The sequence below is a fragment of the Pseudomonas sp. GW823-FHT03E05 genome (genome assembly GCF_058796855.1).
On record NZ_JBXAJB010000001.1, the window covers coordinates 1,320,923 to 1,343,924 of the forward strand.

At 63.2% G+C, this 23,002-nt stretch carries 17 protein-coding genes; 12 read left to right on the forward strand and 5 right to left on the reverse strand.

The genetic code is table 11. From position 1 onward, the window contains the following. Positions 1–49 precede the first annotated feature (49 nt). The 6 genes from AC1RCO_RS05845 to AC1RCO_RS05870 all read left to right on the forward strand — a co-directional run bounded on the left by AC1RCO_RS05845 (position 50) and on the right by AC1RCO_RS05870 (position 9,016). A complete protein-coding gene (locus tag AC1RCO_RS05845; RefSeq protein WP_492617498.1) occupies positions 50–1,792 on the forward strand; it encodes a class I SAM-dependent DNA methyltransferase in 1,743 nt (580 codons plus the stop codon). Then, a complete protein-coding gene (locus AC1RCO_RS05850; RefSeq protein ID WP_065364043.1) occupies positions 1,789–3,444 on the forward strand; it encodes a restriction endonuclease subunit S in 1,656 nt (551 codons plus the stop codon). Before AC1RCO_RS05845 ends, AC1RCO_RS05850 begins: the two co-directional genes overlap by 4 nt. Continuing rightward, a complete protein-coding gene (locus tag AC1RCO_RS05855) occupies positions 3,445–5,319 on the forward strand; it encodes an AAA family ATPase (protein WP_011061251.1) in 1,875 nt (624 codons plus the stop codon). A 49-nt stretch (positions 5,320–5,368) separates the two neighbouring features. Further along, positions 5,369–6,451, forward strand: coding sequence for an HNH endonuclease (locus AC1RCO_RS05860; RefSeq protein ID WP_492617499.1), 1,083 nt, complete (start codon positions 5,369–5,371; stop codon positions 6,449–6,451). Positions 6,452–6,510: 59 nt separating this feature from the next. Next, positions 6,511–6,891, forward strand: a complete 381-nt coding sequence (locus AC1RCO_RS05865) for a RidA family protein (RefSeq protein ID WP_015635583.1) — start codon at positions 6,511–6,513, stop codon at positions 6,889–6,891. Between the two features lie 124 nt (positions 6,892–7,015). After that, the gene (locus AC1RCO_RS05870) at positions 7,016–9,016 is read left to right on the forward strand and encodes a peptidase U32 family protein (protein ID WP_011061249.1); all 2,001 of its coding nucleotides are present in this window, start codon (positions 7,016–7,018) and stop codon (positions 9,014–9,016) included. 114 nt (positions 9,017–9,130) lie between these two features. On the opposite strand, the gene AC1RCO_RS05875 is transcribed toward AC1RCO_RS05870, so the two are convergent. Both AC1RCO_RS05875 and AC1RCO_RS05880 read right to left on the reverse strand, forming a co-directional pair. Continuing rightward, positions 9,131–9,667 (reverse strand): hypothetical protein, encoded by a 537-nt coding sequence (locus AC1RCO_RS05875; protein WP_011061248.1) that lies wholly within the window; start codon positions 9,665–9,667, stop codon positions 9,131–9,133. Between the two features lie 37 nt (positions 9,668–9,704). After that, positions 9,705–9,923: a PLDc N-terminal domain-containing protein gene (locus AC1RCO_RS05880; protein WP_015635581.1), complete on the reverse strand. Its 219-nt coding sequence runs from the start codon at positions 9,921–9,923 to the stop codon at positions 9,705–9,707. 246 nt (positions 9,924–10,169) lie between these two features. On the opposite strand from AC1RCO_RS05880, the gene AC1RCO_RS05885 reads away from it, so the two are divergent. The 5 genes from AC1RCO_RS05885 (at position 10,170) to AC1RCO_RS05905 (ending at position 18,177) form a co-directional block, all read left to right on the forward strand. Continuing rightward, positions 10,170–10,865 carry a peptidoglycan DD-metalloendopeptidase family protein gene (locus AC1RCO_RS05885; protein WP_026020258.1) on the forward strand — a complete coding sequence of 232 codons (696 nt, stop codon included), beginning with the start codon at positions 10,170–10,172 and terminating at the stop codon, positions 10,863–10,865. 320 nt (positions 10,866–11,185) lie between these two features. Next, positions 11,186–12,412 (forward strand): MFS transporter, encoded by a 1,227-nt coding sequence (locus AC1RCO_RS05890; RefSeq protein ID WP_065364040.1) that lies wholly within the window; start codon positions 11,186–11,188, stop codon positions 12,410–12,412. 61 nt (positions 12,413–12,473) lie between these two features. Beyond that, the gene (locus AC1RCO_RS05895; RefSeq protein WP_065364039.1) at positions 12,474–13,595 is read left to right on the forward strand and encodes an efflux RND transporter periplasmic adaptor subunit; all 1,122 of its coding nucleotides are present in this window, start codon (positions 12,474–12,476) and stop codon (positions 13,593–13,595) included. An 18-nt stretch (positions 13,596–13,613) separates the two neighbouring features. After that, positions 13,614–16,715: a MexW/MexI family multidrug efflux RND transporter permease subunit gene (locus AC1RCO_RS05900; RefSeq protein WP_077934111.1), complete on the forward strand. Its 3,102-nt coding sequence runs from the start codon at positions 13,614–13,616 to the stop codon at positions 16,713–16,715. Positions 16,716–16,725: 10 nt separating this feature from the next. Beyond that, a complete protein-coding gene (locus AC1RCO_RS05905) occupies positions 16,726–18,177 on the forward strand; it encodes an efflux transporter outer membrane subunit (RefSeq protein ID WP_492617500.1) in 1,452 nt (483 codons plus the stop codon). Here the strand turns inward: AC1RCO_RS05905 and AC1RCO_RS05910 are convergent. Further along, positions 18,174–19,268 carry a polyamine ABC transporter substrate-binding protein gene (locus tag AC1RCO_RS05910; protein ID WP_492617501.1) on the reverse strand — a complete coding sequence of 365 codons (1,095 nt, stop codon included), beginning with the start codon at positions 19,266–19,268 and terminating at the stop codon, positions 18,174–18,176. The genes AC1RCO_RS05905 and AC1RCO_RS05910 overlap by 4 nt on opposite strands. 99 nt (positions 19,269–19,367) lie before the next feature. Further along, positions 19,368–20,183, reverse strand: a complete 816-nt coding sequence (locus tag AC1RCO_RS05915; protein WP_492617502.1) for a carbon-nitrogen hydrolase family protein — start codon at positions 20,181–20,183, stop codon at positions 19,368–19,370. A gap of 116 nt (positions 20,184–20,299) precedes the next feature. On the opposite strand from AC1RCO_RS05915, the gene AC1RCO_RS05920 reads away from it, so the two are divergent. Continuing rightward, positions 20,300–21,097: a LuxR C-terminal-related transcriptional regulator gene (locus AC1RCO_RS05920; protein WP_065364034.1), complete on the forward strand. Its 798-nt coding sequence runs from the start codon at positions 20,300–20,302 to the stop codon at positions 21,095–21,097. Positions 21,098–21,151: 54 nt separating this feature from the next. Here AC1RCO_RS05920 and AC1RCO_RS05925 read toward each other — a convergent pair whose 3' ends face one another. Further along, positions 21,152–22,948, reverse strand: a complete 1,797-nt coding sequence (locus AC1RCO_RS05925) for a two-partner secretion domain-containing protein (RefSeq protein ID WP_492617503.1) — start codon at positions 22,946–22,948, stop codon at positions 21,152–21,154. Positions 22,949–23,002: the final 54 nt, after the last annotated feature.

Sequence of the window (23,002 nt, forward strand, 5' to 3'; positions counted from 1 at the left end):
TACTTGCCGCCGTTTCGCTGCACAGCAGCCCCTATCGCAAAGGACTACGATGCTGCCTCTTGAGATCAAGAACAAAGTTGCTTCGCTCTGGGACCTGGTTTCCGGTGCTGGATTGGCCTCCTCGCCCTACGTGGCGCTTGAACAGATTGCCTGCCTGATATTTCTCAAACGCCTGGATGACATTGCCTCTGCGGACGATGAAGAGGGACTGCCGTCGGTCTTTCAAGTGCTCATGCCTGATGAGGTCCACCCCCCGAACAAGCATCACTCGTTCTGGAAGAAATTGCTGATGCATCGAGACCCTGGCACTTACTTGAATGACCAGATTTTTCCGTGGCTGCGCAGCCTGGAAATGCGAATCGGCAACTATCCATCCCTGGTCAAGCGTCTGGGCCTGAATGGCATGCTGAGTGACGCCTACTTTCAGCTCGACCCGAGCAAAAGCCAGGCTCTCACGGGCTTGGTGCACGCCATTGACGAGCTGTTTCCCTACCCCGGGCAGAAGCGCCAGGAAGGGTTTTCACCCGGGGAAGTGTTCGAGTATCTGTTTACCCAAGGCTCGACCAGCAGCAACATCGGTCCTCTTGTCACCGCGCGACATATAACCCGATTCATGGTGGCCCTGCTGGCCCCCCTGCCCGGGCAACGGATCATCGACCCTGCTGCCGGCACGGGCGGTTTTATGGTTAGCGCTCAGCAATACATGCTATCCAGGCATGCCAGGTTGTCGGCCGCTACCAAAAAACAGATCCATAACGGCCATTCCCTGGTGGGCATCGACCTCAGCCATACCCTGGCCCGGATTGGCTGGGTCAATCTCCTGCTGCATGACATCGAGTCGCCACAATGCATGCAAGGTAACAGCCTGGTCACCGGTGACTCTCAAGGGGCTGCGGGCCGCTGGCTGAAAGAGAGTTACGACTTTGTCCTGAGCGACCTGCCATTTGGCGGCCGGATCGACCCGCAGGAAGCTGCTGGCGCAAACTACCTGCCCTTCTATGCCCGGGATGATCAGGGCAACCGTTCCGATAAGGTTGAGCTGCTGTTTGTCTGGCGCGCCTTGAACCTGTTGCAGGTTGGCGGCAGCGCGGCGCTGATCATTCCTCAGAACCTGTTGGTTGGCCGTTCGCAAGCCCAGATCGACCTGCGGCGCGAACTGCTTTCCAGGCATTCAGTGGAAGCCGTGATTCTGTTGCCGGGAGCGATTTTCAATCCTTACACCGGGATCAAGGCGGCGATACTGGTGGTGCGCAAGGTAACCGACCATCAAGCGCCGGCCTCGCCACACGTTGCACCACCACAAACCGACGCTGTCTGGTTTTACGAGGTGACTCAGGATGGGCTCTCGATGGACCACAAGCGCAAGGAGCTGCCCGCTGACGCGGACAATGACTTGTTCGATGCCTTCGTGCATTTCCGAAGACGTCAACTGAGTGCAGAGCTCTGGGAGCGCGGAAGGGATCTATATTTCCAGGCCGGTGCCGAAGAAGGTCCTTATTGGACGTCCCTCCATAACGTAATCGAGCGCAGCAGCACCCAAGTCAAACAATGGCTGGTTCCTGTACGTCGCAAGTTAAGAGGTTCCGAAGCTCTATTTCCCGACTCGCTGGACCCAGACTGCATCGAGGCCAAGGACTGGAGCCTGGACATTGATGAGTACAAGGTCATTGAACAACCCAAATCCGCCGGTGAGAACACAGCCTTGCAGTTGATCGATGAGCTAGAGCAGTTGGAACTCAAAGTCATTGAACAACTGCGCCAGCTGCGAGACGAGATCGGAGAGGTGCAATGACCCTGCCCCCCTCCTGGAAAGAAGTCGGGCTACTGGACGTTTGCGAGCTGAATCCGCGCATACAGCGCCCGGAGCCAGAGACCCCGGTGACCTTCTTTCCCAAGTCACTCATCACCGAGTTGACGGGTCCCAGCCTGAACTCCAGCATTCAGGCCTATGGCGAGACTTCCCGCCAGGGCGTGCTGTTCAAAAATGGAGATGTGTTGATCGCCACCCGTGGCCGAGACGCCATGCAAGCGACAATAGTCTCGGGGCTGGTCACCGAACTTGGCCTTGCTCAATACTTCCTGGCCCTGCGCGCCGGTCCGCAGATACGCCCTGCTTTCTTGCTGCACTTCATCCAGCAGCCTTGGGTCCAGAAGGCAGCGTTGAACACCAATAGAGGCACGCAAAGCCAACTGAGCATTCCGCTCAGTTTTTTCAAAAACCTGTCCATTCCAGTGCCACCGCTGCAAGAGCAGGACTACCTTATCCAACTGCTGCAGAAGGCCTCGCTGGAGCCTTATCAGGACGCACTGAACAAAGTCATTGACCTATCCGATGCTCTGGCCTTGCAACTGTTGGTTTCTGGAGAGAAGGCTCAGGCCTGGCCCAGGGTCAAGTTATCTTCAATCTGCGAGTTCAGCCCTGCGGGAGCCCATCCCAAGAAGTACCAGGGGCCTTCCAGGACAGAGCTGTTTTCCCCGCGAAGCTTTGACCACATAACCGGTCAGGTAGAGCCGCAAAGGCTCAAGCTCGAAGAACTGCCCCCTACCTGCGCCGAAGTCCAGGCTGATGACGTGCTGTTTACACTCAATCAGAGCTTCAGGTCACGGGGCATTGCCTTCGCTGTCACCCCTGATGAATACGCAACGCCCCTCGCCTCGGCGGCCTTCCAGGTGCTACGCCCTGATACCAAGGTTCTACTGCCGGACTATCTGGCCTGCTTCATAAGGTTGTCGTGGCTGCGTCAGCATGTGCCGGCATCAGTACTAAGAAGCATCCCCGGACGGATCTACCGCTCTTTCTTTGAGCGCCTTGAGCTGCCATTACCCCCTCTCGACCAGCAAAAGCCGATCGTCAACCTGTTACGTAAAGTCCCGATCGAGCGGATCAACGATGCCCTGGAAACGGCGCGGCGGCTTGGCGAGGCCATGCTGACGGAGGCCTTTTCCTCCAGTCTTTCGGCTAAATGGCGAGCTCAACAGCAAACCCGGGGCATTGCGGAGCCATCGCCACCACGCCTCGTGCTTCCTGTGCGGCCCGAGGTTCCCGAGCCCGTCAGAAGTGTCTCGCGCAGCGCACGTACGACAGTCGCCGCCCAGCTCTCGAGCTTCCAGTCCCAGGTCTGGAAAGAACTGAGTGAACTGCCGTTCCCCTTGGTGATAGATGATCAGGATGCGGTCGAAGCCTTTTGCCACAGCCTAGTGTCTGCACAACATCAATCAGGGTTATCGACGGTGTCCCTGCACCGAACCCTGGAACAGATCGCAGCGCTGGGGCTGATCCGCAAAATGAGCATTCCGGGATCAGGTACAGGCACCGAGGGTGAGTTCATGACGGCATTCAGGAGCTATCGGATCAACGACTCGGGGCGCGTCGAGGAAGACAGCGCCATGCAGGATGCAAAGCGCTTTCGCGACAGCGTCAGCCGTTCGAACAAGGGACAATAAATGCGTTTGCGTTATTTGAATCTGAACCTCTACGCCCCCCTGAGCCAGCTCAAGGTGTGTTTCGCTCAGGATGCGCCCTGGGAAGCCCTGGTCCAGGATCAGCCACAACCTTGCGCCATCCATTTCGTGGTGGGCCTCAATGGCAGTGGCAAAAGCCATCTGCTGCGCGCCATCGCCTCGATCTATATCGCCCTGGCCGATGGCCGGCTGCCTGGCTTCGCCTTCACCTTGGTCTATGAACTGGGCACGGTCGCCAGCGGCAAGCTGCGCAGCGTCATTTTCAAGAGCTCAGGAACTGCTGCGTCCACCAGCCTGTGGCAGGCAGAGGGCGAGCCCATTGCAAAAAACGCGGGCAGCGCCGATTTCGAGGCACTCATCGAACAACTGGGTACAGAGCGGTTGCCACTGTTCACGCCACGAATCAAGGAAGGGGATTATCCGCAAACCGTGACGGACCTGCTGCCCAAGGTGCTGGCCTACACCTCCGGCTCCTGGAGGCCGTGGCAGGACATCTGGCGCCCGCCGCTGGAGCAGGTGGCTAGCGCCTTGCGCTTCAAGCCCGATGAGCAATACCCCTTCGAACTGGAACGTCCTGTTGGCTGGACCTACCAGGATGAGGCGTCATTGAATGGCACCGAGCCTGCCCCGCAGGATCAGTCTCCCCTGCCCCATGGCAAGGACGAGGCCAGTGACCAGCTCGATCGTCCGATCCTGCTGAGCGACGGCCGTCCGGATGCCGCGCTGCTGGCCGTGGTCCTGCAGGACCTAATGCAGCAACGCCCGCAGGAAGGTGACGATCGCGGGCTAAGCGGGTTATTCGCCAAGGCCGGCTGGCATCGGCTCGTCAGTGTGCGCTTGCGATTGGACCTGCACCGGGCCCTGGCGGCACCGCGGGCCTTGCAAAGCAAAATGCACGACCTGCTGCTGGTGGCCGGCGAGGTGCTTGCCCTACCCGATCCCGGCGATCGCCTGCGGGTATTGCACTTTGATGTGGACGCCCCGGTTCCAGCCGTAGATAAAAGCCAGTACCTGAACCCGCAACTGTCGCAGGCGGCCACTCAGGATCAGGCCCTGACCCTAATGCTGGGAGAGGCAAACCAGAGTGCGTTCAGCCGTTTCAACGAGTTGTCCCGGTGGCTGGCCGTTGGCCTGATCGACGGCATCGAAATGTCGTTGCGGCGCAATGAAAAGCCTGAGGACGAGTTCGCCAACGACAGTGGGGTCATGAGCTACTCCGACCTTTCCGATGGCGAGCAGATGGTGCTGCGACGCTGGGCGCTGTTCCATCTGCTGGCGGGCCAGCAGGATGCCCTGCTGCTGCTCGATGAGCCGGAAACCCACTTCAACGACGCCTGGAAGCGCGAGATTGTCAGCAATATCGAGCAAGCCATGGGCGAGGATGCCAGCAGCGTACTGATTGCCAGCCATTCGGCCATCGTGCTGTCGGATGTGTTCGATGAGGAAATCATCTTTATCAAGAAAGGAGAGGATGGCAGCTCTTCGGCCAATCAGGTCAGCACCCGCACCTTCGCCACGGATCCCGGGGCGCTGATGATGAATCTGTTTCACACGCAAGACAGTATCGGTAGCCGTGCGCAGCGGCGTATCGAAACCTTTCTCGACCATGTGGAGCAAGTGCAGGTACCCACTGCCGAGCAAATAAAGCAACTCAGGGCGGTGGTCAATCGGCTTGGCACCGGTTTTTATCGCTCCGAACTGCGCGCCCGGCTAAATCACTGGGAGCAGACCGAGGACGCTCGAACCCTCAATGCCTTGATCGAACATGTGAAGTCGGATGACTTGAAAGCCGATCTGCATGGCTTGATCGACAAGCTCCAGGCCGCCAACAAAGGCCGGGGTGATGCCGATGCTTAAGCCCATAGAGCCAGTCGGCTGCTCCGCCGCCTTGAGGGCATGCCAGAACATGATGCATGTGTTTGCCCTGTGGTTGTGCCAGCCTTCGACCCGGGCAGCGCAATTGACGGCTGCCGACTTGCAGACGCTGCCCCTGAGCCTGGAAGAAAGCCGTTGGCTGTGGGGCTTTCTGAACAAAAAGCTCAATCGCCACAAGCTTCTGGAGCGGGCCGCCCACCTGGCCGAACTCAATGACACGCAGAAGGACCGCCTGCGTGACTGGATCAATGCAACCAGCCGGATTGGGCGATACTTCGAGGCCGCGCCCATCGCTCCTGCGATGCCAGTGGGTTACCCCTTCGCTGGCGACCCGTATGCCAAAGCCCACCAAAAAAACCTCCAGGACCTGATGGAGGCGTTCTACAACAAGGGGCTTAAAGACGGACTGCCCTACCTTGCCGACGGTACGCCTACTGGTGAGCGCAGCTCGCTCCTGAAATACCAGCACTTTTGCGACAGCTTTCTTGCGCTTCACAAGGGTGACAAGGACCAGGACGCACGGCATGTCTGTGTGATGTGTGGAGGTGAGCTGCGCAATGTCGAAGTCGACCATTGGATACCCAAGAGTGCCTACCCCTTGCTGGCGGTGTGTGCGGAGAATCTGGTCCCCATCTGCGGCGAGTGCAATGGTCCACAGAACAAGGCTGCACATCCCGTGCACAGCGGCGGCTCCTTTGAGGAGTGGTTCCACCCCTACAGGCGTAACCCCGCCGGCACGCTCAAGCTGGAGTTCAACGACACCAAGCTCAGCGTCATGCTCAAGAGCACCCGCGCAGCCGATGCGCAACGGGTCCACAACTTGAACAGGCTCCTGCACCTGGAAGATCGCTGGACCCGAGAGCTCAAGGGCGAGAACCGCAAGCTGTACAAGTCCATCCTGACCCGGCAGCGAAAAAACGATGCCCCAACGACGACCCAAAGTCTCTATCAACAGGTGAAGGACTGGACCAATGGGCTCAGTCAAACCGAGCCCAACTATGAAGTGCACCAGGCCTTGGCCAAGGCCTTGTGTGACCCACGACGAATTGCCGCCTGGAAGCGAGACCTGGACGATGCATGGAATGAGGACCGCAAAAAGCCCCTCACAACTTGAACTTCAGTCGACACCCACTCATCCTTGCGAACCTTTTTCCCCTCGAACAAGAGACCCCCATGGCCAACCAAGACCTGAGCTTCACCCCCGACCCGGACGCCGATTCCATTTCCTCCGACGTGGTCGGTTTCAACGGCATCCTGGTCTCCACCCAGATCCCTACCCGCGCCGACGGCAGCCTGGAACTGGGGGACATCACCCTGCAGAGCGAATGCACGCTGCAGGCGCTGAAAGTGGCCCTGGAGCGCGCCGGCAGTTCCATGGACCGGGTCATGCACCTGACCATCTACCTCACCGACATGGCCGATCGTGCGGCATTCAATGCGGTCTACCAGCGTTTCTTCGCCAAGCCCTGGCCGGTACGTGCCGCGGTTGGCGTGGCCGCCCTGGCGGTGGAAGGCATGCGCGTGGAAGTCACGGCAATGGCCGCAAAGGCCTGAGGCAGCGCTTCAATCGGCGGCTACGCGCAAGGCGTGGCCGCCACCTGGCAGCGCACGGGTGCCGGGCAAGCGTTTCGCCGCTACAATGCGCGCCTTGACCCTGATAAGCCTGACTAAAAAAAACATGTCCTTGCCCAAACATCACCTGGAACTGCTCAGCCCTGCCCGCGATGTGAGCATCGCCCGCGAAGCCATCCTGCATGGCGCCGATGCGGTGTACATCGGCGGCCCGAGCTTCGGCGCCCGCCACAACGCCAGCAACGAGGTGGGCGAGATCGCCCAGTTGGTGGAGTTCGCCCGCCGCTATCACGCCCGGGTGTTCACCACCCTCAACACCATCCTCCACGACAACGAGCTGGAACCGGCGCGCAAGCTGATCCACCAACTGTATGACGCGGGGGTCGATGCGCTGATCGTCCAGGACCTGGGGGTGATGGAGCTGGATATTCCGCCCATCGAGCTGCACGCCAGCACCCAGACCGACATCCGCACCCTGGAGCGGGCGAAGTTCCTCGACCAGGCCGGCTTCTCCCAGCTGGTCCTGGCCCGCGAGCTGAACCTCAAGGAAATCAGTGCCATCGCCGCTGAAACCGATGCCGCCATCGAGTTCTTCATTCACGGCGCTTTGTGCGTGGCCTTCTCCGGCCAATGCAACATTTCCCACGCCCAGACCGGCCGCAGCGCCAACCGTGGCGATTGCTCCCAGGCCTGCCGCCTGCCCTACACCCTCAAGGACGAGCACGGCGGCGTGATCGCCTATGAAAAACACCTGCTGTCGATGAAGGACAACAACCAGAGCGCCAACATCCGCGCCCTGGTGGAAGCTGGCGTGCGCTCGTTCAAGATCGAGGGGCGCTACAAGGACATGGCCTATGTGAAGAACATCACGGCCTACTACCGCCAGCGCCTGGACGCGGTTCTGGAAGATCGCCCCGACCTGGCCCGCGCCTCCAGCGGCCGTACCGCGCATTTCTTCGTGCCCGACCCGGACAAGACGTTCCACCGCGGCAGCACCGACTACTTTGTCAGCGAGCGCAAGATCGACATCGGCGCCTTCGACTCGCCGACTTTCACCGGGCTGCCGGTAGGCACCGTGGAAAAGGTCGGCAAGCGCGACCTGCAGGTGGTGACCTTCGAGCCGTTGTCCAATGGCGATGGCCTGAACCTGCTGGTCAAGCGTGAGGTGGTGGGTTTCCGCGCCAACATCGCCGAGGCCCGTGGCGAGTTCGAAGAAGATGGCGAGAAACGCTACCGCTATCGGGTCGAACCCAACGAGATGCCCGAAGCCCTGAGCCGTCTGCGGCCCAACCACCCGCTGAGCCGCAACCTCGACCACAACTGGCAGCAAGCCTTGACCCGCACTTCCGCCGAGCGGCGCATCGGCCTGTCCTGGCTGGCACGCCTGAGCGAAGCACGGCTGGAACTGACCGCCACCAGCGAGGAAGGCATCAGCGCCAGCGTCGCCCTGGATGGCCCGTTCGGCGTGGCCAACAAGCCGGAACAGGCCCTGGGGCAACTGCAGGATCTGCTGGGCCAGCTGGGCACCACCCATTACCACGCCACCAGCATCAAGCTGGACGCGCCCCAGGCTTACTTCATCCCCAACTCCCAGCTCAAGGCCCTGCGCCGGGAGGTCATCGAAGCCCTGGACGCCGCACGCATCGCTGCCCACCCACGGGGCTCGCGCAAGGCCGAAAGCAGCCCGCCGCCGGTCTACCCGGAATCGCACCTGTCATTCCTGGCCAACGTCTACAACCAGAAGGCCCGGGATTTCTACCACCGTCACGGGGTGCAACTGATCGACGCGGCCTTCGAGGCCCATGAAGAGCACGGCGACGTGCCGGTGATGATCACCAAGCACTGCCTGCGCTTCTCCTTCAACCTGTGCCCCAAGCAGGCCAAGGGCGTGACCGGCGTGCGCACCAAGGTGGCACCGATGCAACTGGTACACGGCGATGAAGTGCTGACCCTGAAATTCGACTGCAAGCCGTGCGAAATGCATGTGGTGGGCAAGATCAAGGGTCATATCCTCGACCTGCCGCTACCGGGCAGCGCCGCCGAGGCCGTGGTCGGCCATATCAGCCCCGAAGACCTGCTCAAGACCATTCCCCGCGCTCCGCACTGAGTGACCGGCGAGCGTGGCACCCAGGTGCCGCGTTCGCGTGCGCGGCACACCGGCCAGCTGGCGCCCATAGGCCGGTAGCGTGCGTCCCGCAGCGCAGGCAGCGAGCCTGCGCCCTCAGGAGCCCGGATTGGTCACCTGGATATACACCGCCCAAATCCCCAGCAGCAGCCAGAAAGCCGCGAACAACCAGGGCGAACGCATGGAAAACAGCAACGACTTGCGATAGCCCTTGTGGCTCGACTCGCTTTCGCAGAACAGCGGCGATTCGTCATAGGCCAGGCCCATCACCGGTTCGCTGTGCAGCAGGTGACTCTGCTTGAAATGCCAGTGATCGATGATCTCGTAGGCGGCCCTGATGCCAGGCCAGGCATTGAGAGAGCTGAGGATCCCCAGCAACGCCAGGAAAGGCGGCACGGACAGGGTAAACAGCTTGCCCCATTCCGGATTGAGATTGGCCATGCACGAAGCGAAGGCGATTACCAGGAATGCCTGGGCCGTCAGGTAGGCATCGGTGCGGTTGGCCAGGATGCTGGTTTCGTATTGGATCTCCCGGCGATAGAAGTCCAGCCGTTCCTTGGGCGAGCCGAACATCTTGGCGTTGTGCTCGGTGAGCTCGGCTTCGTCCACATGGGATGTAAGAATTCTTGGCATGTCGTGTTCAACCCTTCAGCGGGTTTGCCCCCCGTTTTCAGCTTCTGCCGCGCTCGGCCGGCGCGTCCCGGTTCAGGGCCTTGGGGCCGACCATCAGCCAGAGCAACAGCCCCAGCAGCGGAACGAAGATGATCACCACGATCCACAGCCCCTTGTTTTCTGCCCGCGCACCGCTGCGCAGCAGGCTTCTGATGGCCCAGATCTCGGCCAGCAGCACGATCACGGCCAGTACGATCAACAGGTATTGCACTTGCATAAGATTCCTCCCGGTCTGTACTGCCTTAGTGCGGTGCAGGCGACGAGGGTTCACAAAGATTGCCGTGGGCGTTCATGGCGCAGGAAAGATCAGCGTCCTGTGACATCCGGATTGAATTTAACCGCTGTGGCAGCGGTCTATAACGCGCCTCTTCATCGGCAAACAGGTATAGTTGCCGGCTTTATCGGCCTGGCTAACGCCGAAGTTTCGGGCCCCTTGGCCCCGTCAAGACATAGTGGATGTCGCGTGTTCGCAAGATTGCTTTTCATCGCATTGCTCCTGACCCTGTCAGCCTGCAGCTCCAGCCCTTCCAACTCCGGCCCCCTCAAGGCCGGCGAGTACCGGGTCAAGCGCGGCGACACGCTGTATTCCATTGCCAGCCGCAACGGCACCAACTGGAAGGAGGTGGCGCGGCTCAACGGCCTCAAGGCGCCTTATACCGTGGAGGTCGGCCAGGTGCTGCGGGTAGGCGGCGCGGCCAGGACCACCCGGGTGGTCAGCAGCAAGTCGCGAACCACCGCCAGCAAGGGCCGAACAGCGCCCCCGGCCCCTGCCCCCATGCCCAAGGTCACTCTCAAGGGCTGGAGCTGGCCGTTGCGCGGAGTGCTGATCGGGCGCTTCTCCCCCACCGGCAAGCTCAACCAGGGCATCCGCATCGCCACCACCCAGGGCCAGCCGATCCACGCCACCCTGGGCGGCAAGGTGGCGTTCGCCGGCTACATGCGCGGTTACGGCAACCTGATGATTCTCCAGCACGGCCCCTCCTACACCAGCACCTACGCCTACAACAGCCGGCTGCTGGTCAAGGAAGGGCAGATGGTGATCAAGGGCCAGAAGATCGCCGAAGCCGGTTCCCAGGACACCGACCGCGCCCAGCTTTACTTCGAGATCCGCGCCAACGGCGTGCCGGTGGATCCGCTGCGCTTGCTGCCGCCGGGCTGAGCGGGCGGCTCACCGCGCTGCACGTCTGCCCTCCTGCCTGGCCCCTGCGCCGTCCCCCCCATTGGACGCAGCAAGATGAACTCTGGGGTTTCAAGCATGGTAGTGATCGGCTCAATCGCTATCATTTGCTTCAGGATTTGAGCGACGCCGGTACTGCCGGCGCCACTCGATTCACAAAGCCCGAGAGCCCCTGCACCCCCCTTGAGTGACTGCCTGCGCGACAACGTGCCTGTCACTGCGCTGTAGGGCGCCGGTGCTCTCTTCGCCCCTTCCAACAACCTCAACTGCCATGCCCCCACAGTCATTGGCCTGGATAAGTCATGTCCGCGAATCCGCACGCCTGCAATAAAGCTCCATCGCGGCTGCTCCTGCTGTTTCTGGCGCTGTCATTGATGGTGTCCCTGATCAACAGCAGCGTGCCGACGCCGCTCTACCCCTTCTACAAGCAGCAACTGCAATTGAGCTCGGTGCAGTTGACGCTGATCTTCGGCGTCTATGGCGTCGGCGTACTGCTGTCGCTGCTGACCCTGGGCGGGCTTGCCGGCCGCCTGCAAGATCTGCGCAAGTTGCTGGTGCCCGCGGCAGCCCTGGTGTTCTGCGGTGCCTGGTTGTTTTCCCGGGGCGAGGCGCCCTGGCAACTGGGTGCCGGGCGCCTGATTGCCGGTATCGGCTCGGGAGCCATGACCGCCGGAGTCAACGTCGCCTTGGTGCGCTTCGGCCCTGCCGACCACGGCAAGCTGGCGGCGCTGCTGGCCACCCTGGCGATGGTCATGGGCCTGGCCCTGGGCCCGTTGCTCAGCGGTGCCGCCCTGCAACTGGACCTCTACCCCATGGCACTGCCCTTCTGGCTGATCATGGGCCTGACCCTCGTCGCCACCTGCGGCGTACTGGGCGGCTGGCCCACATCGGTACAGGTCGCCAACGCCACACCGGATGCTATGCAGGCCAAGGCCCCGGGATTGCTGCAAAGCCTCAAGGGCATTGGCATGCCCTTCCATCTTTGCGCCTGGTCGGTGTTCTTCAGTTGGTCGTTTGCCGCCTGCGTGTTCGTCATCGGCCCCGGGGCCGCCGAGCAGCTACTGGGCCTGGGTGATCGCGGGGTATTCGGCTACAGCATTTCGGCTTACCTGCTGATCGCCGGGGCCAGCCAGTTGTTCTGCCAGCGCCTGGACGCCCGGCGTGCCCTTCTGAGCGGCCTGCTGAGCCAATGCCTGGCCTTCGCGGTGTTGCTACTGGCCTTTTTCCAGGCGTCGCTGCTGCTGGCGGTGCCGGCCCTGATCATCGGCGGCTATGCCTATGGCGCGATATTCGTCGGCAGCGCGCGGCTGATCAATCAGCTGGCCAAGGGCAAGGGCCACGGCAAGCTCATCGCCTACTTCTACATGACGGTCTACCTGTTCAACGCCGTCCCCGTGCCCCTGGGGCTGCTGGTGGACGCAACGGGCATGGCCCCGGCCGTGCACGGTGCCCTGATGCTGTTTCTGCTTCTGGGGACCGGTCTGTTGCTGATGGCGTACCGAATCAGGTTTTCCCCAGCAAGGCTTTAACACCGACGCACGAGCCCATCGTCCGTCGCCCCCTGTCATTCACTTATCAGTAGTCAGGATCATGAATAGAAAACTCAAATTCTCCGCTGGCGCTGCCGTAGCGCTGGCAATGCTCGCGGTCGCCTGCAAGGTGCTGTATGCCCCCGCTCCCTCAGGTTCGGACGCCGGCAATAGCTCGCGCCCGGCCACCAAAGTGGCCGTTGCCCAGGTAATGCTCGGCAATGTGCCCAACGTACTGAGCGGTATCGGCGAGCTGGAAGCCACCCGGCAAGTCATGGTCAGCGCCGAGACCAGCGGCCTGATCAGCGCCATCGCCTTCGCCCCCGGAGACCGGGTGCACGCCGGCCAGGTGCTGGTGCAATTGAACGCCGAGCCGCAACTGGGCGAACTGGCGCGGCTCCAGGCCCAGGCCAGCAATGCCCAGGCACAATTGCAGCGTACCCGCACGCTGCTGCCGCAACAGGCCGCCACCCAGGAGCAGTTGGACCAGGCTCACTGGGCCTATCAGCAGGTGCTGGGGGACATCCGCCGGGTCAAGGCCCTGATCGAGCAAAAGCGCATAAAGGCGCCGTTCGACGGCGTACTCGGCGTGCGCAAGGTCAACCTCGGCCAATACCTGCAAGCCGGTGAACCTGTGGTGTCCCTGACCGACGCACGCACCCTGTACGCCAACATCACCCTGCCCGAGCGCTCCCTGGCCGCACTGGCCACAGGGCAGGACATGGCCGTGGCGGTGGACGCCTATCCCCAGCGCTCGTTCAAGGGCCGGGTCGGCACCCTGGAGCCGCGCATCGATCCTGGCACCCGGACCGTACTGGTGCAGGCCGTAGTGGCCAACCCCGACCACCTGCTGACCCCGGGCATGTATGTCCATGGCCAGGTGGCACTGCCGCCGGGCCCGCCGCGCATGAGTGTCCCGGAAACAGCCGTCAGCTACAGCGCCTACGGCGACTTTGTCTACGTGGTGCAAGGCACTGATGACAGCGCCCTCAGCGTGCGCCAGGCGTACGTCAAGACCGGCGAGCGCCTGGATGGCCGCGTCGTCCTGCAAGAAGGCGTCCAGCCGGGAGACCGGGTAGTGACCTCGGGCCAGTTGCGCCTGCAGAACGGCGCCCCCGTGCAGATAGCCAACCAGGACAGCCTGGCCCTCGATGCCCCGGCTACCGCCGCCCGGGCCCAGTGAAACACCAAGGATCCCATCATGACCTTCACTGATTTATTCGTCCGGCGCCCGGTACTGGCGCTGGTGGTCAGCACCCTGATTCTGCTGATGGGGTGGCTGGCCATCGACAAGCTGCCGATCCGCCAGTACCCGCTGACCGAAAGCTCGACCCTGACCATCACCACCCAGTATCCCGGCGCCTCGCCGCAATTGATGCAGGGCTTTGTCACCCAGGCCATCGCCCAGTCGGTGGCCACGGTGGAGGACGTCGACTACATGACCTCCACCTCGACCCAAGGCCGCAGCGTGATCGCAGTGCGCATGAAGCTCAATGCCGACTCGAACAAGGCCATGACCCAGGTGATGGCCAAGGTCAACGAGGTCAAGTACCGGCTGCCCGCCGAGGCCTACGACCCGGTGATCGTGAAGTCCTCCGGGGAAGCCACGGCCGTGGCCTATGTCGGCTTTTCCAGCCCGACCCTGTCCACCGCGGCGCTGTCCGACTACGTGACCCGGGTGGTGCAGCCACAGCTGTCGTCCATCGAGGGTGTGGGCAGCATCGACTTAAACGGCGGGCAGAAAATGGCCATGCGCATCTGGCTCGACGCCAGCCGCCTGGCCGCCCACGGTGTGTCCGCCGGCGAGGTGGCCCGGGCCCTGCGCGACAACAACGTGCAGGCCGCGCCGGGCCAGGCCAAGGGGCTGTATGTGGTGTCCGACATCCAGGTCGATACCGACCTGGTGAATGTCGCCGAGTTTCGCCAGTTGGTGGTCAAGAGCACCCCTGCCGGCCTGGTGCGCCTGGAAGACGTTGCCACGGTGGAACTGGGCGCGGCCGCGACGGATACCAGTGCCCTCATGGATGGGGTCAATGCGGTGTACTTCGGTTTGAATGCCGCCCCCAACGCCAACCCTTTGGTGATAGTCGACAAGCTCAACGAGCTGCTGCCGGGGATCCGCGCCAACCTGCCACCGGACGTGAAGGTAGCGGTGCCCTTCGAGCTGGCCCGCTTCATCAGCGCCTCCATCGATGAAGTCTCCGGTACCCTGATCGAAGCGATAGTGATCGTGGTGCTGGTCATCTTCCTCAGCCTGGGTTCGGTGCGGGCGGTGCTCATCCCGGTCATCACCATCCCGCTGTCGATGCTCGGCGCCGCGGCCTTCATGGCGCTATTTGGCTTCAGTATCAACTTGCTGACCCTGCTGGCCATGGTTCTGGCCATCGGCCTGGTGGTCGATGACGCGATCATCGTGGTGGAGAACGTCCACCGGCATATCGAAGAAGGCAAGTCCCCGGCCCTCGCCGCCCTGATCGGCGCCCGGGAGGTCGCCGCGCCGGTGATCGCCATGACCCTGACCCTGGCCGCGGTCTATGCCCCCATCGGCCTGATGGGCGGCCTTACCGGGTCGCTGTTCAAGGAGTTCGCCTTCACCCTCGCCGGTTCCGTGGTGGTCTCTGGGATCATCGCCTTGACGCTGTCCCCGGTCATGAGCTCGTTCCTGCTCGATAGCCAGATGAACGAAGGCTGGATGGCGCGCCAGGCCGAACGCGGCTTCGCACGCCTGGGGGCGGCCTATGGCCGGGTGCTGAGCATGTCCCTGGAACATCGCCGGGTGATCTGCGTCATTGCCCTGCTGGTCCTGGTCAGCGTGCCGTTGCTGTACAACCAGGCCCGGCGCGAACTGGCACCGGTGGAAGACCAGTCCACGGTGCTGACGGCCATCAAGTCGCCGCAGAACGCCAACATCGACTATGTAGAGAAATTCGGCGAGAAGTGGAACCAGGTGATGGTGACCCTGCCCGAGCAGAGCAACCTGTGGCTGATCAACGGCATCAACGGTGTCTCCAACAGTATTGGCGGGGTCAACTTCGTCGACTGGGAGCAACGCCAGCGCAACGCCGACCAGATCCAGGTGGACATGCAGAATCGCGCCAATGACATCGAGGGCAGCAATGTCTTCGCCTTCCAGTTGCCCTCGCTGCCCGGCTCCACCGGCGGCCTGCCGGTGCAGATGGTAATCAAGAGTGCCGGCGACTACCGGCTGGTCTACGAGGCCATGCAGGAGCTGAAGGACGCCGCGCGCAAAAGCGGCCTGTTCATGGTGGTGGACAGCGACCTGGACTACAACAACTCGGTGATCAGGATCCGCATCGACCGGGCCAAGGCCAACAGCCTCGGGGTCACCATGAAGGACATCGGCGACACCCTGGCGGTGCTGGTGGGCGAAAACTACGTCAACCGCTTCGGCATGCAGGGCCGCTCCTACGATGTAATCCCCCAGAGCCTGCGCAATGAGCGCCTGTCTCCCGAGGCCCTGGCGCGTTTCTACGTCACCAGCGCCAGCGGCGGCCAGGTTCCGCTGGGCAATCTGGTAACCCTGTCCACCGGGGTGGAACCCAACCAGTTGACTCAGTTCGACCAGCTCAACTCGGCGGTCTTCCAGGCGATTCCCGCACCGGGAGTGGCCATGGGCGATGCCGTGGGCTTCCTCGAACAGCAGGCACGCAACCTGCCGCCGGGCTTCACCTATGACTGGCTCTCGGACGCCCGCCAGTATCAGCAGGAAGGGGGGGCGCTGATCATGGCCTTCGTGTTCGCGATCATCGTCATCTACCTGGTATTGGCAGCCCAATACGAAAGCCTGCGGGACCCGCTGATCATCCTGATCAGTGTTCCGCTGTCGATCTTCGGCGCCCTGATTCCCCTGGCGCTGGGGCTGTCCACCATCAACATCTACACCCAGATCGGGCTGGTCACCTTGGTGGGCCTGATCAGCAAGCATGGGATCCTCATGGTGGAGTTCGCCAATGAGCTGCAGGTCAAGGAAGGCCTGGACCGCCATGAGGCGATAGTGAAGTCGGCGAAGATGCGCCTGCGGCCGATCCTGATGACCACCGCGGCCATGGTCGCCGGGCTGGTCCCCCTGCTGTTCGCCAGCGGTGCTGGCGCCCACAGCCGCCATGACCTGGGGCTGGTGATTGTGGTGGGCATGCTGGTGGGCACGCTGTTCACCCTGCTGGTGCTGCCCACCATGTACTCGATCATTGCCGTGGACCATCGCAGCGCGGCTAACACTCCCCGGGCGCGCGAACTGGCATCCCTGGATGCCGCAGCCCCCGCCATGGCCCCTCGGGTCTAAGGAGCAACTCATGCGTCACTTTGCAATCAACCCGCGGCAGCCACTGTACTGGCTGCTGCTGTCACTGGGGCTGGGTGGCTGCACCCTGGGCCCCGATTATCAGCCACAGGTTGCGACGCCGCTGCATCTGTCCCAGCAACCGGACCCGGCGCTGTACTCCAGCGAGCAATTGCAGCGCGACTGGTGGCGGCAATTCCAGGACCCGCAACTGGACCAGTTGATGGACCAGGCCCTGAGTCGCAACCGGGACATTCACCAGGCCCAGGCCCGGTTGCTGGAAGCGCGCGCCGAGCTGGACCAGCGCCAGCTCGACCGCTTGCCGACCGTGACCGCCGGCGGTGGTTACTCCCGCAGCCTGGCCCAGGACAATCCAGGGCCCGCCGGCGAACGCAACCTGGCCAAGAGCTACCGGGTGGGGTTTGACGCCCAATGGGAGATAGACCTGTTCGGCCGCTTGCAGCGCCTGTCCCAAGCTGCGGCCGCCCGTGATCAAGCCGCCGTGGCCGATCTGGCCCAGGCGCGGATAGTGGTAGCGGCCGAAGTAGCGCGCAATTACTTCGAGATGCGCGGTGCGCAACGCCAGCTGGAGGTGGCCCGGGCAGCCCTGGATAACCAGACGCACATGGAGCAGGTGGTGGCCGCCATGGTCGCAGCCGGGCGTGGCGCCGAAGACGAGTTGGCCAGTGCACGGGCCGAGCGGGCACGCCAGCAGGCCTCCCTGGCGCCCCTGTACACCCGCAGCCAACTGGCCCGCTATCGCCTGGCGGTGCTGGTGGCCGCCCAGCCCGGCGAGCTGAAAGCCCTGGATCGTCAGGATGCCCTGGTACCGCTTGCGACCCGCCTGCCGATCGGCAACCTCGCCGATCTGCTGCGTCAGCGCCCGGACATCGCCAGTGCCGAGCGCGACTTTGCCGCCTCCAGCGCCGACATCGGTGCGGTGACCGCCGAGTTGTATCCCCGGGTGGACCTGGGGGGCTTCCTCGGCTTCGTGGCCATCCGCGGCGCGGACCTGGGCGCCGGCAGCAGCCGGGCCTTCAGCTTCACCCCCGGCATCAGCTGGCCGGCCCTGCACCTGGCTAGTGTCAAGGCCCGGCAACGCCAGGCCGAGGCCCGCAGCCAAGGTGCCCAGGCTCGTTACGAGCAGGTGGTGCTGCTGGCGGTGGCGGAAGCCGAGAGCGCCCTGACCACCTACAGCCAGTCCCAGCAACGCCTGGGGGATCTGCTGGAAGCCGCCCGGCAAAGTAGCCGGGCCGCCACCCTGGCCCAGGTGCGCTACACAGCAGGTGCGGCGCCCTACCTGCTGGCGCTGCAGGCCCAGGCCAGCCGGCTGCAGGCCGAGGATGCCCTGGCCCAGGCGGATACCGCGTCCTATGTGAATGTGGTCGCGCTGTACAAGGCGCTGGGGGGCGGCTGGCGAGCGCCAGGGACAACCAGCGCCGCCGCTGTTGCCACTCGGGACTAGCTACCGCTCTTGACCTTGCTCCAGACCCGGGTACGCACCCGCTCCAGTTTCAACGGCAGCGGTTCCAGGGGGAACAGAGTGTCGAGCACCGCAGCGCTCGGGTAGACGCTGGGGTTGTCACGGATCTGCTGCTCCACCAGCGCCTTGGCCGCCAGGTTGCCATTGGGGTACTTCAGGTAGCGGGTGGTCGCGGCGATCACCTGGGGGCGCAGCATGTAGTCGATGAACTGCAAGCCCTGCTGCGGGTTGGGTGCGTCGTTGAGCAACACCAGGCTCTCCACCCAGATCGGGGCACCCTCGCGGGGAATCCGGTACTCGATCTGGCGGCCGTTGCCGGCGGCCTCCGATGCGCTCTTGGCGTCAAGCACACCGCCGGCCCAGCCCACTACCACGCAGACATTGCCATTGGCCAGGTCGGTGATGAACTTCGAGGAATCGAAATAGCGCACATAGGGGCGCAGCTTCAGCAGCAGGGCCTCGGCCTTGCGGTAGTCCTCGGGGTTCTGGCTGTTGTAGGGCAACCCCAGGTAATGCAGGGCAATGGGGACGATCTCGCCTGGGGCATCGAGCATGGCCACACCGCACTGGCTGAGCCGGGCGAGGTTCTGCTCCTTGAAGATCAGGTCCCAGGAATCCACCGGGGCGTCCGGCCCGAGGATCGCCCGGACCTTGTCTGCGTCGTAGCCAATGCCCGTGGTGCCCCACAGGTAGGGTACGGCATAGCGATTGCCCGGGTCGTTGCCCTGCACCTTGGCCAGGATCTGCGGGTCCAGGTTGGACCAGTTGGGCAACTGGCTGCGGTCCAGTTCCTTGAGCACCCCTGCCTTGATCAGGTTCGGCAGCAGGTCGCCGGTGGCCACTACCACGTCGTAGCCGCTGCGGCCGGCCATGAGCTTGCTCTGCATCACGTCACCGTTGTCGAACACGTCGTAGGTCACGGCGACGGAGGTCTGTGCCTGGAAGTCCTTGGTGGTCTCGGGGGCAATGAAGTCGTACCAGTTGTAGATGTGCACCTTGGGTTCGGCGCTGGCGGTAAAGGCCAGGCAGAAATTCAAGGCCAGGGCCAGGGGAACGCAGTGAAGGGTTTTCATCGTCAAGCTCCATAGCGTCGGCCCCTGCTCCATGGGGAAGGTGGCCGCGCCTGCTGTTTTTGGGATTGTTGTGGCAGGAATCAGAGCAATGGGCAGGAATCAGGGAATCAGCAGCTGGCGGCGCCCGTCCGGGTGCTCCACCTGTTCACCGGGTAGGGGCAGACGGCGGTCGCTGAGGTAGTGGTAGTCGCGGCGCGAGGCCTTGAGCTGGTGCAGGTCGAGGCTCACGCGCTGCTGGCACGCCTCGCGCCCGGCTTCCCACAGCACCTGCCCGAACGGGTCGATGGCAGCGCTGCCCCCGGCGAAGACCAGGCCGTCATCGCCCTCGCCCACCCGGTTGACCATGACCGCGAACAGCTGATTTTCCTGGGCTCGAGCCATGATCGCAGTGCGGTGCACCGGGCCGTAGGGGTCCATGTTGCCGTTGGTGACGATGATCAGTTCGGCCCCCAGTTGTGCCAGGGCCCGGGCCGTTTCCGGCAACTCGATGTCGTAGCAGATCAGGATGCCGACCCGCAGCCCCTTCCACAGCACCGTGGTGAAACGGTCGCCGGGGCAGAACGCACCGCGCTCCGAGGGCCATAGGTGGGTCTTGCGGTAATGCAAGGCGATGCCCTCGGGGGTCAGCAGCAGTGAGCTGTTGTAGTAATGCTCCCCGGCCCGCTCGGCCAGGCCGATGACCACCGCGACCTGACGCTCACGGACCTGCTGCAGCACCGCCTGGACACTGGGCCCGTCCAGGGTTTCAGCGCACTCGGCCAACTGTACGGCGCTGAGGAAGCCGGTCAGGCAAGTTTCGGGGAACACCAGCAGATCGGTGTCGCCTGCGCAGGTTGCAATGGCTTCGAGCACCCGGTCCAGGTTATAAGCGGTGTCGCCGTCACGGCCTGCCAGTTGTACCAGTTCAATGTTCATTTCTAATCCTTGCACTCGTTGGCGACACCCGGGGCTTGCGACCGCAGGTGCCGGGGACGGGCCGAGTATGGAGCGCCGCGACGCGGCAAAAAATCACTTCGATGGGGTACCCCTCAATGGGTAGTGAAACGCGCCTGACCTTGCAGGACGTGGCCTGGCACGATGCCGTGGGCCGCGTTATCGAGACCCTGGACCGGGACAATTTCTGGAGCGCCCTGGTGCGCCTGCTGCAGCACTATGTGCCGGTGGACAATTGGGTGGTGCTGGTCTTCAGCGGCGGCCGGCCCCGGTTACTGGCCGAATCCCCGGCAACGGACGGCGAAGCCGACTCCCTGTTCCAGGACTATCTCAAGGGGCTGTACCTGCTGGATCCGTTCTACATCCACGCCAGGGAACATCCGCGCAGTGGCCTGTTTCGCCTGCAGGACGTGGCCCCGGAATGCTTCGAGCAGACCGATTACTACCAGCGCTATTTCTGCCTGAACGTGCTGACCGACGAGGTGCACATCAATATCCTGCTGGACGGCGAGCGTACCCTCAGCCTGTCGCTCGGCAGCCAGTCGCGTTTCAGCCCTGAGCAGACTGCCCTGCTGAGCCTGGTGCAACCCTGGATCGCGGCGCTGATGCGCCAGCGCCTGCATTTCGAGTCCGAGCCCCAAGCCACGACGCCCAGCGCGCCCAACTGGCAGAGCCGCCTGGAACAGGCCACTGCCCAGTTGAGTTCGCCCCTTTCGGCGCGGGAGTTGGATGTGGGCCAGTGGTTGCTCAGTGGCTGCTCGAACAAGGAGATTGCGCGCAAGCTGGGGATTTCCGCCGAGACGGTCAAGGTTCACCGCAAGCACATGTACAGCAAGCTGGGGATCAAGTCCCAGTCCGAGCTGTTTGCCCTGTTCCTCCAGGCCCAGGACGCCTGATGCCAGGCCGTGGGGGCGCAGCGGCCAGCGCCCCGCCCCCCGCAGTTTCAGGCATTAGAAGCGCAGGTAGTTACCTCGCCCCGGCGCCTGGTAGGCCATTTCCGAGAGCCCGGTCCAGACGTAGCTCGGAGCTGTCCACTGGACCTGTGCGTAGCCGTAGGAGCCATGGCCATAGGCCGAAAGCACGGCAGGAGCTGGCTTGAGCGCCACGCTGGAGACGGGAGTCGCCGCTGCGCCGGACTGGCGTGGAGGCTCGGCATGACCGCCCCCCAGTACCCCTTGATTGCGCTGGCTGCCGACCCAGTTGGTGAGCCTGCCGCGACTGGTGATGGTGCCGCTGGCAGTGTTGTCCAGGCGGCTGCCCAGGAGCGTCAGGGAGGCGCCACTGTGAATCACCTTATCGTTGAACAGCGTGCTGTTGTTGAGGGTCATGGACTGCTCGCTGCGCAGGGTGCCGTGATTCTCCAGGGCGCCGTAGGCAGTCAGCGAAGCGCCGCTGTGGATCAGATTGTCGTTGAATACCTTGCTGGCGTTGAGAGTCATCGCCTGCCCGCTGCGCAGGGTGCCATGGTTTTCCAGGGCGCCTTGCAGCGACAGGCTGCCGTGCGCCACGAGCGACCCCTGTCGACCCTGAAGCGTGTCGCCGTTGACCGAGACCCGGGCACCCGAAACCCGGCCCTGGTTGTCCAGGCCGCCGGTGATCGACAGTGCCTGCCCGGCTTCCAGGGCCCCACCAGCGGCCACCTGCACCTTGCCATCAGCGGTGACAGTGAGGTTGCCGGTCAGGGCCTTGACCTGCCCCGCCACATTGACCCCGACACCGGCGGATCGGCCCAGCATGCGGATCGAGTCCGCGTGCATGCTGCCCAGGCGAGCCACATCGATGGCGACCTCGGGAACAACCGTCTCAGCCACCACCTCCGGCACTGAAACGCCAGCCGCCGGCACTGGCGGGCCGGAAACCACCTGGGTGTTGCCCTTGCCGAACTGGCTGCTGTTGAAGGGTTTGTCGGCAAAGTCGGAACCCGATTGCACCTGGCCATTGATGATGATCTGGTTGCCGGTAAAGCCCTGCTCCTTACCGTTGATGATCACCCCCACCGCGGACTGTCCAGCGCTGCCGGAGCTGGCCAGGGACAAGGTGTTGCTGGCACTCACATCGCCCTTGAGTGCGGACAGGTTGAGCTTCTGCGCCTGCAGCGCCGCATTCAACTGAATGGTACGGGCTACCAGGTCCACTTCATTGGCCCCGGAACCATCCAGGCCCGCGCCGTCGATACGGATCTGGCCATTCTCGGTATGCAGGCGCGCAACTCCACCCTGCCCGTCCAGCACAGCGTTGCCGGCCACCAGGGTCACTCGATTGGCATTGATGAACCCCGCGCCCTGGGTGGAAATGCCGTTGGGGTTGGCCACGATCACCCGCGCATTGGCACCGGCGACTTCAATCACGCCGTTGAGCTGGGAGGCCATTTTCCCGGTTACCTCGTTGAGAATGACGCTTGCCGACTGGCCATTGAGCAGGCTGTTGCCGGCTATGGCGCCGCCCAGGCTGGTCTGCACACCCGTGGTGCTGTTGTTGAGTATCAGCCCGGCCTGGCCGACGTTGAACTCGGTGAACTTGTTGTGGGACAGGCCCGCACCATTGGCAGCGACGATGTTCACCAGCGGCGTGCCGTTGCTGGTCGAGAGCACCGGTCGCAGCGCCGCGGACGGGTCCACCACCAGCCCGGGCTGGGCCAGGGCGCTCTGCTCCAGGAGCGGCAGTGCCAGCAGGATGGCCAGCGCCAGGCGCTGTGCCCCGAAAGCGGGCTGTGGCAGGTGCGGGGTAGATTTATTCTTGGTTTTCATATTGATCTCGGTGGTGTTGTTGGCATAAGGCGTGCGCTTGAATCGGCGGGCACG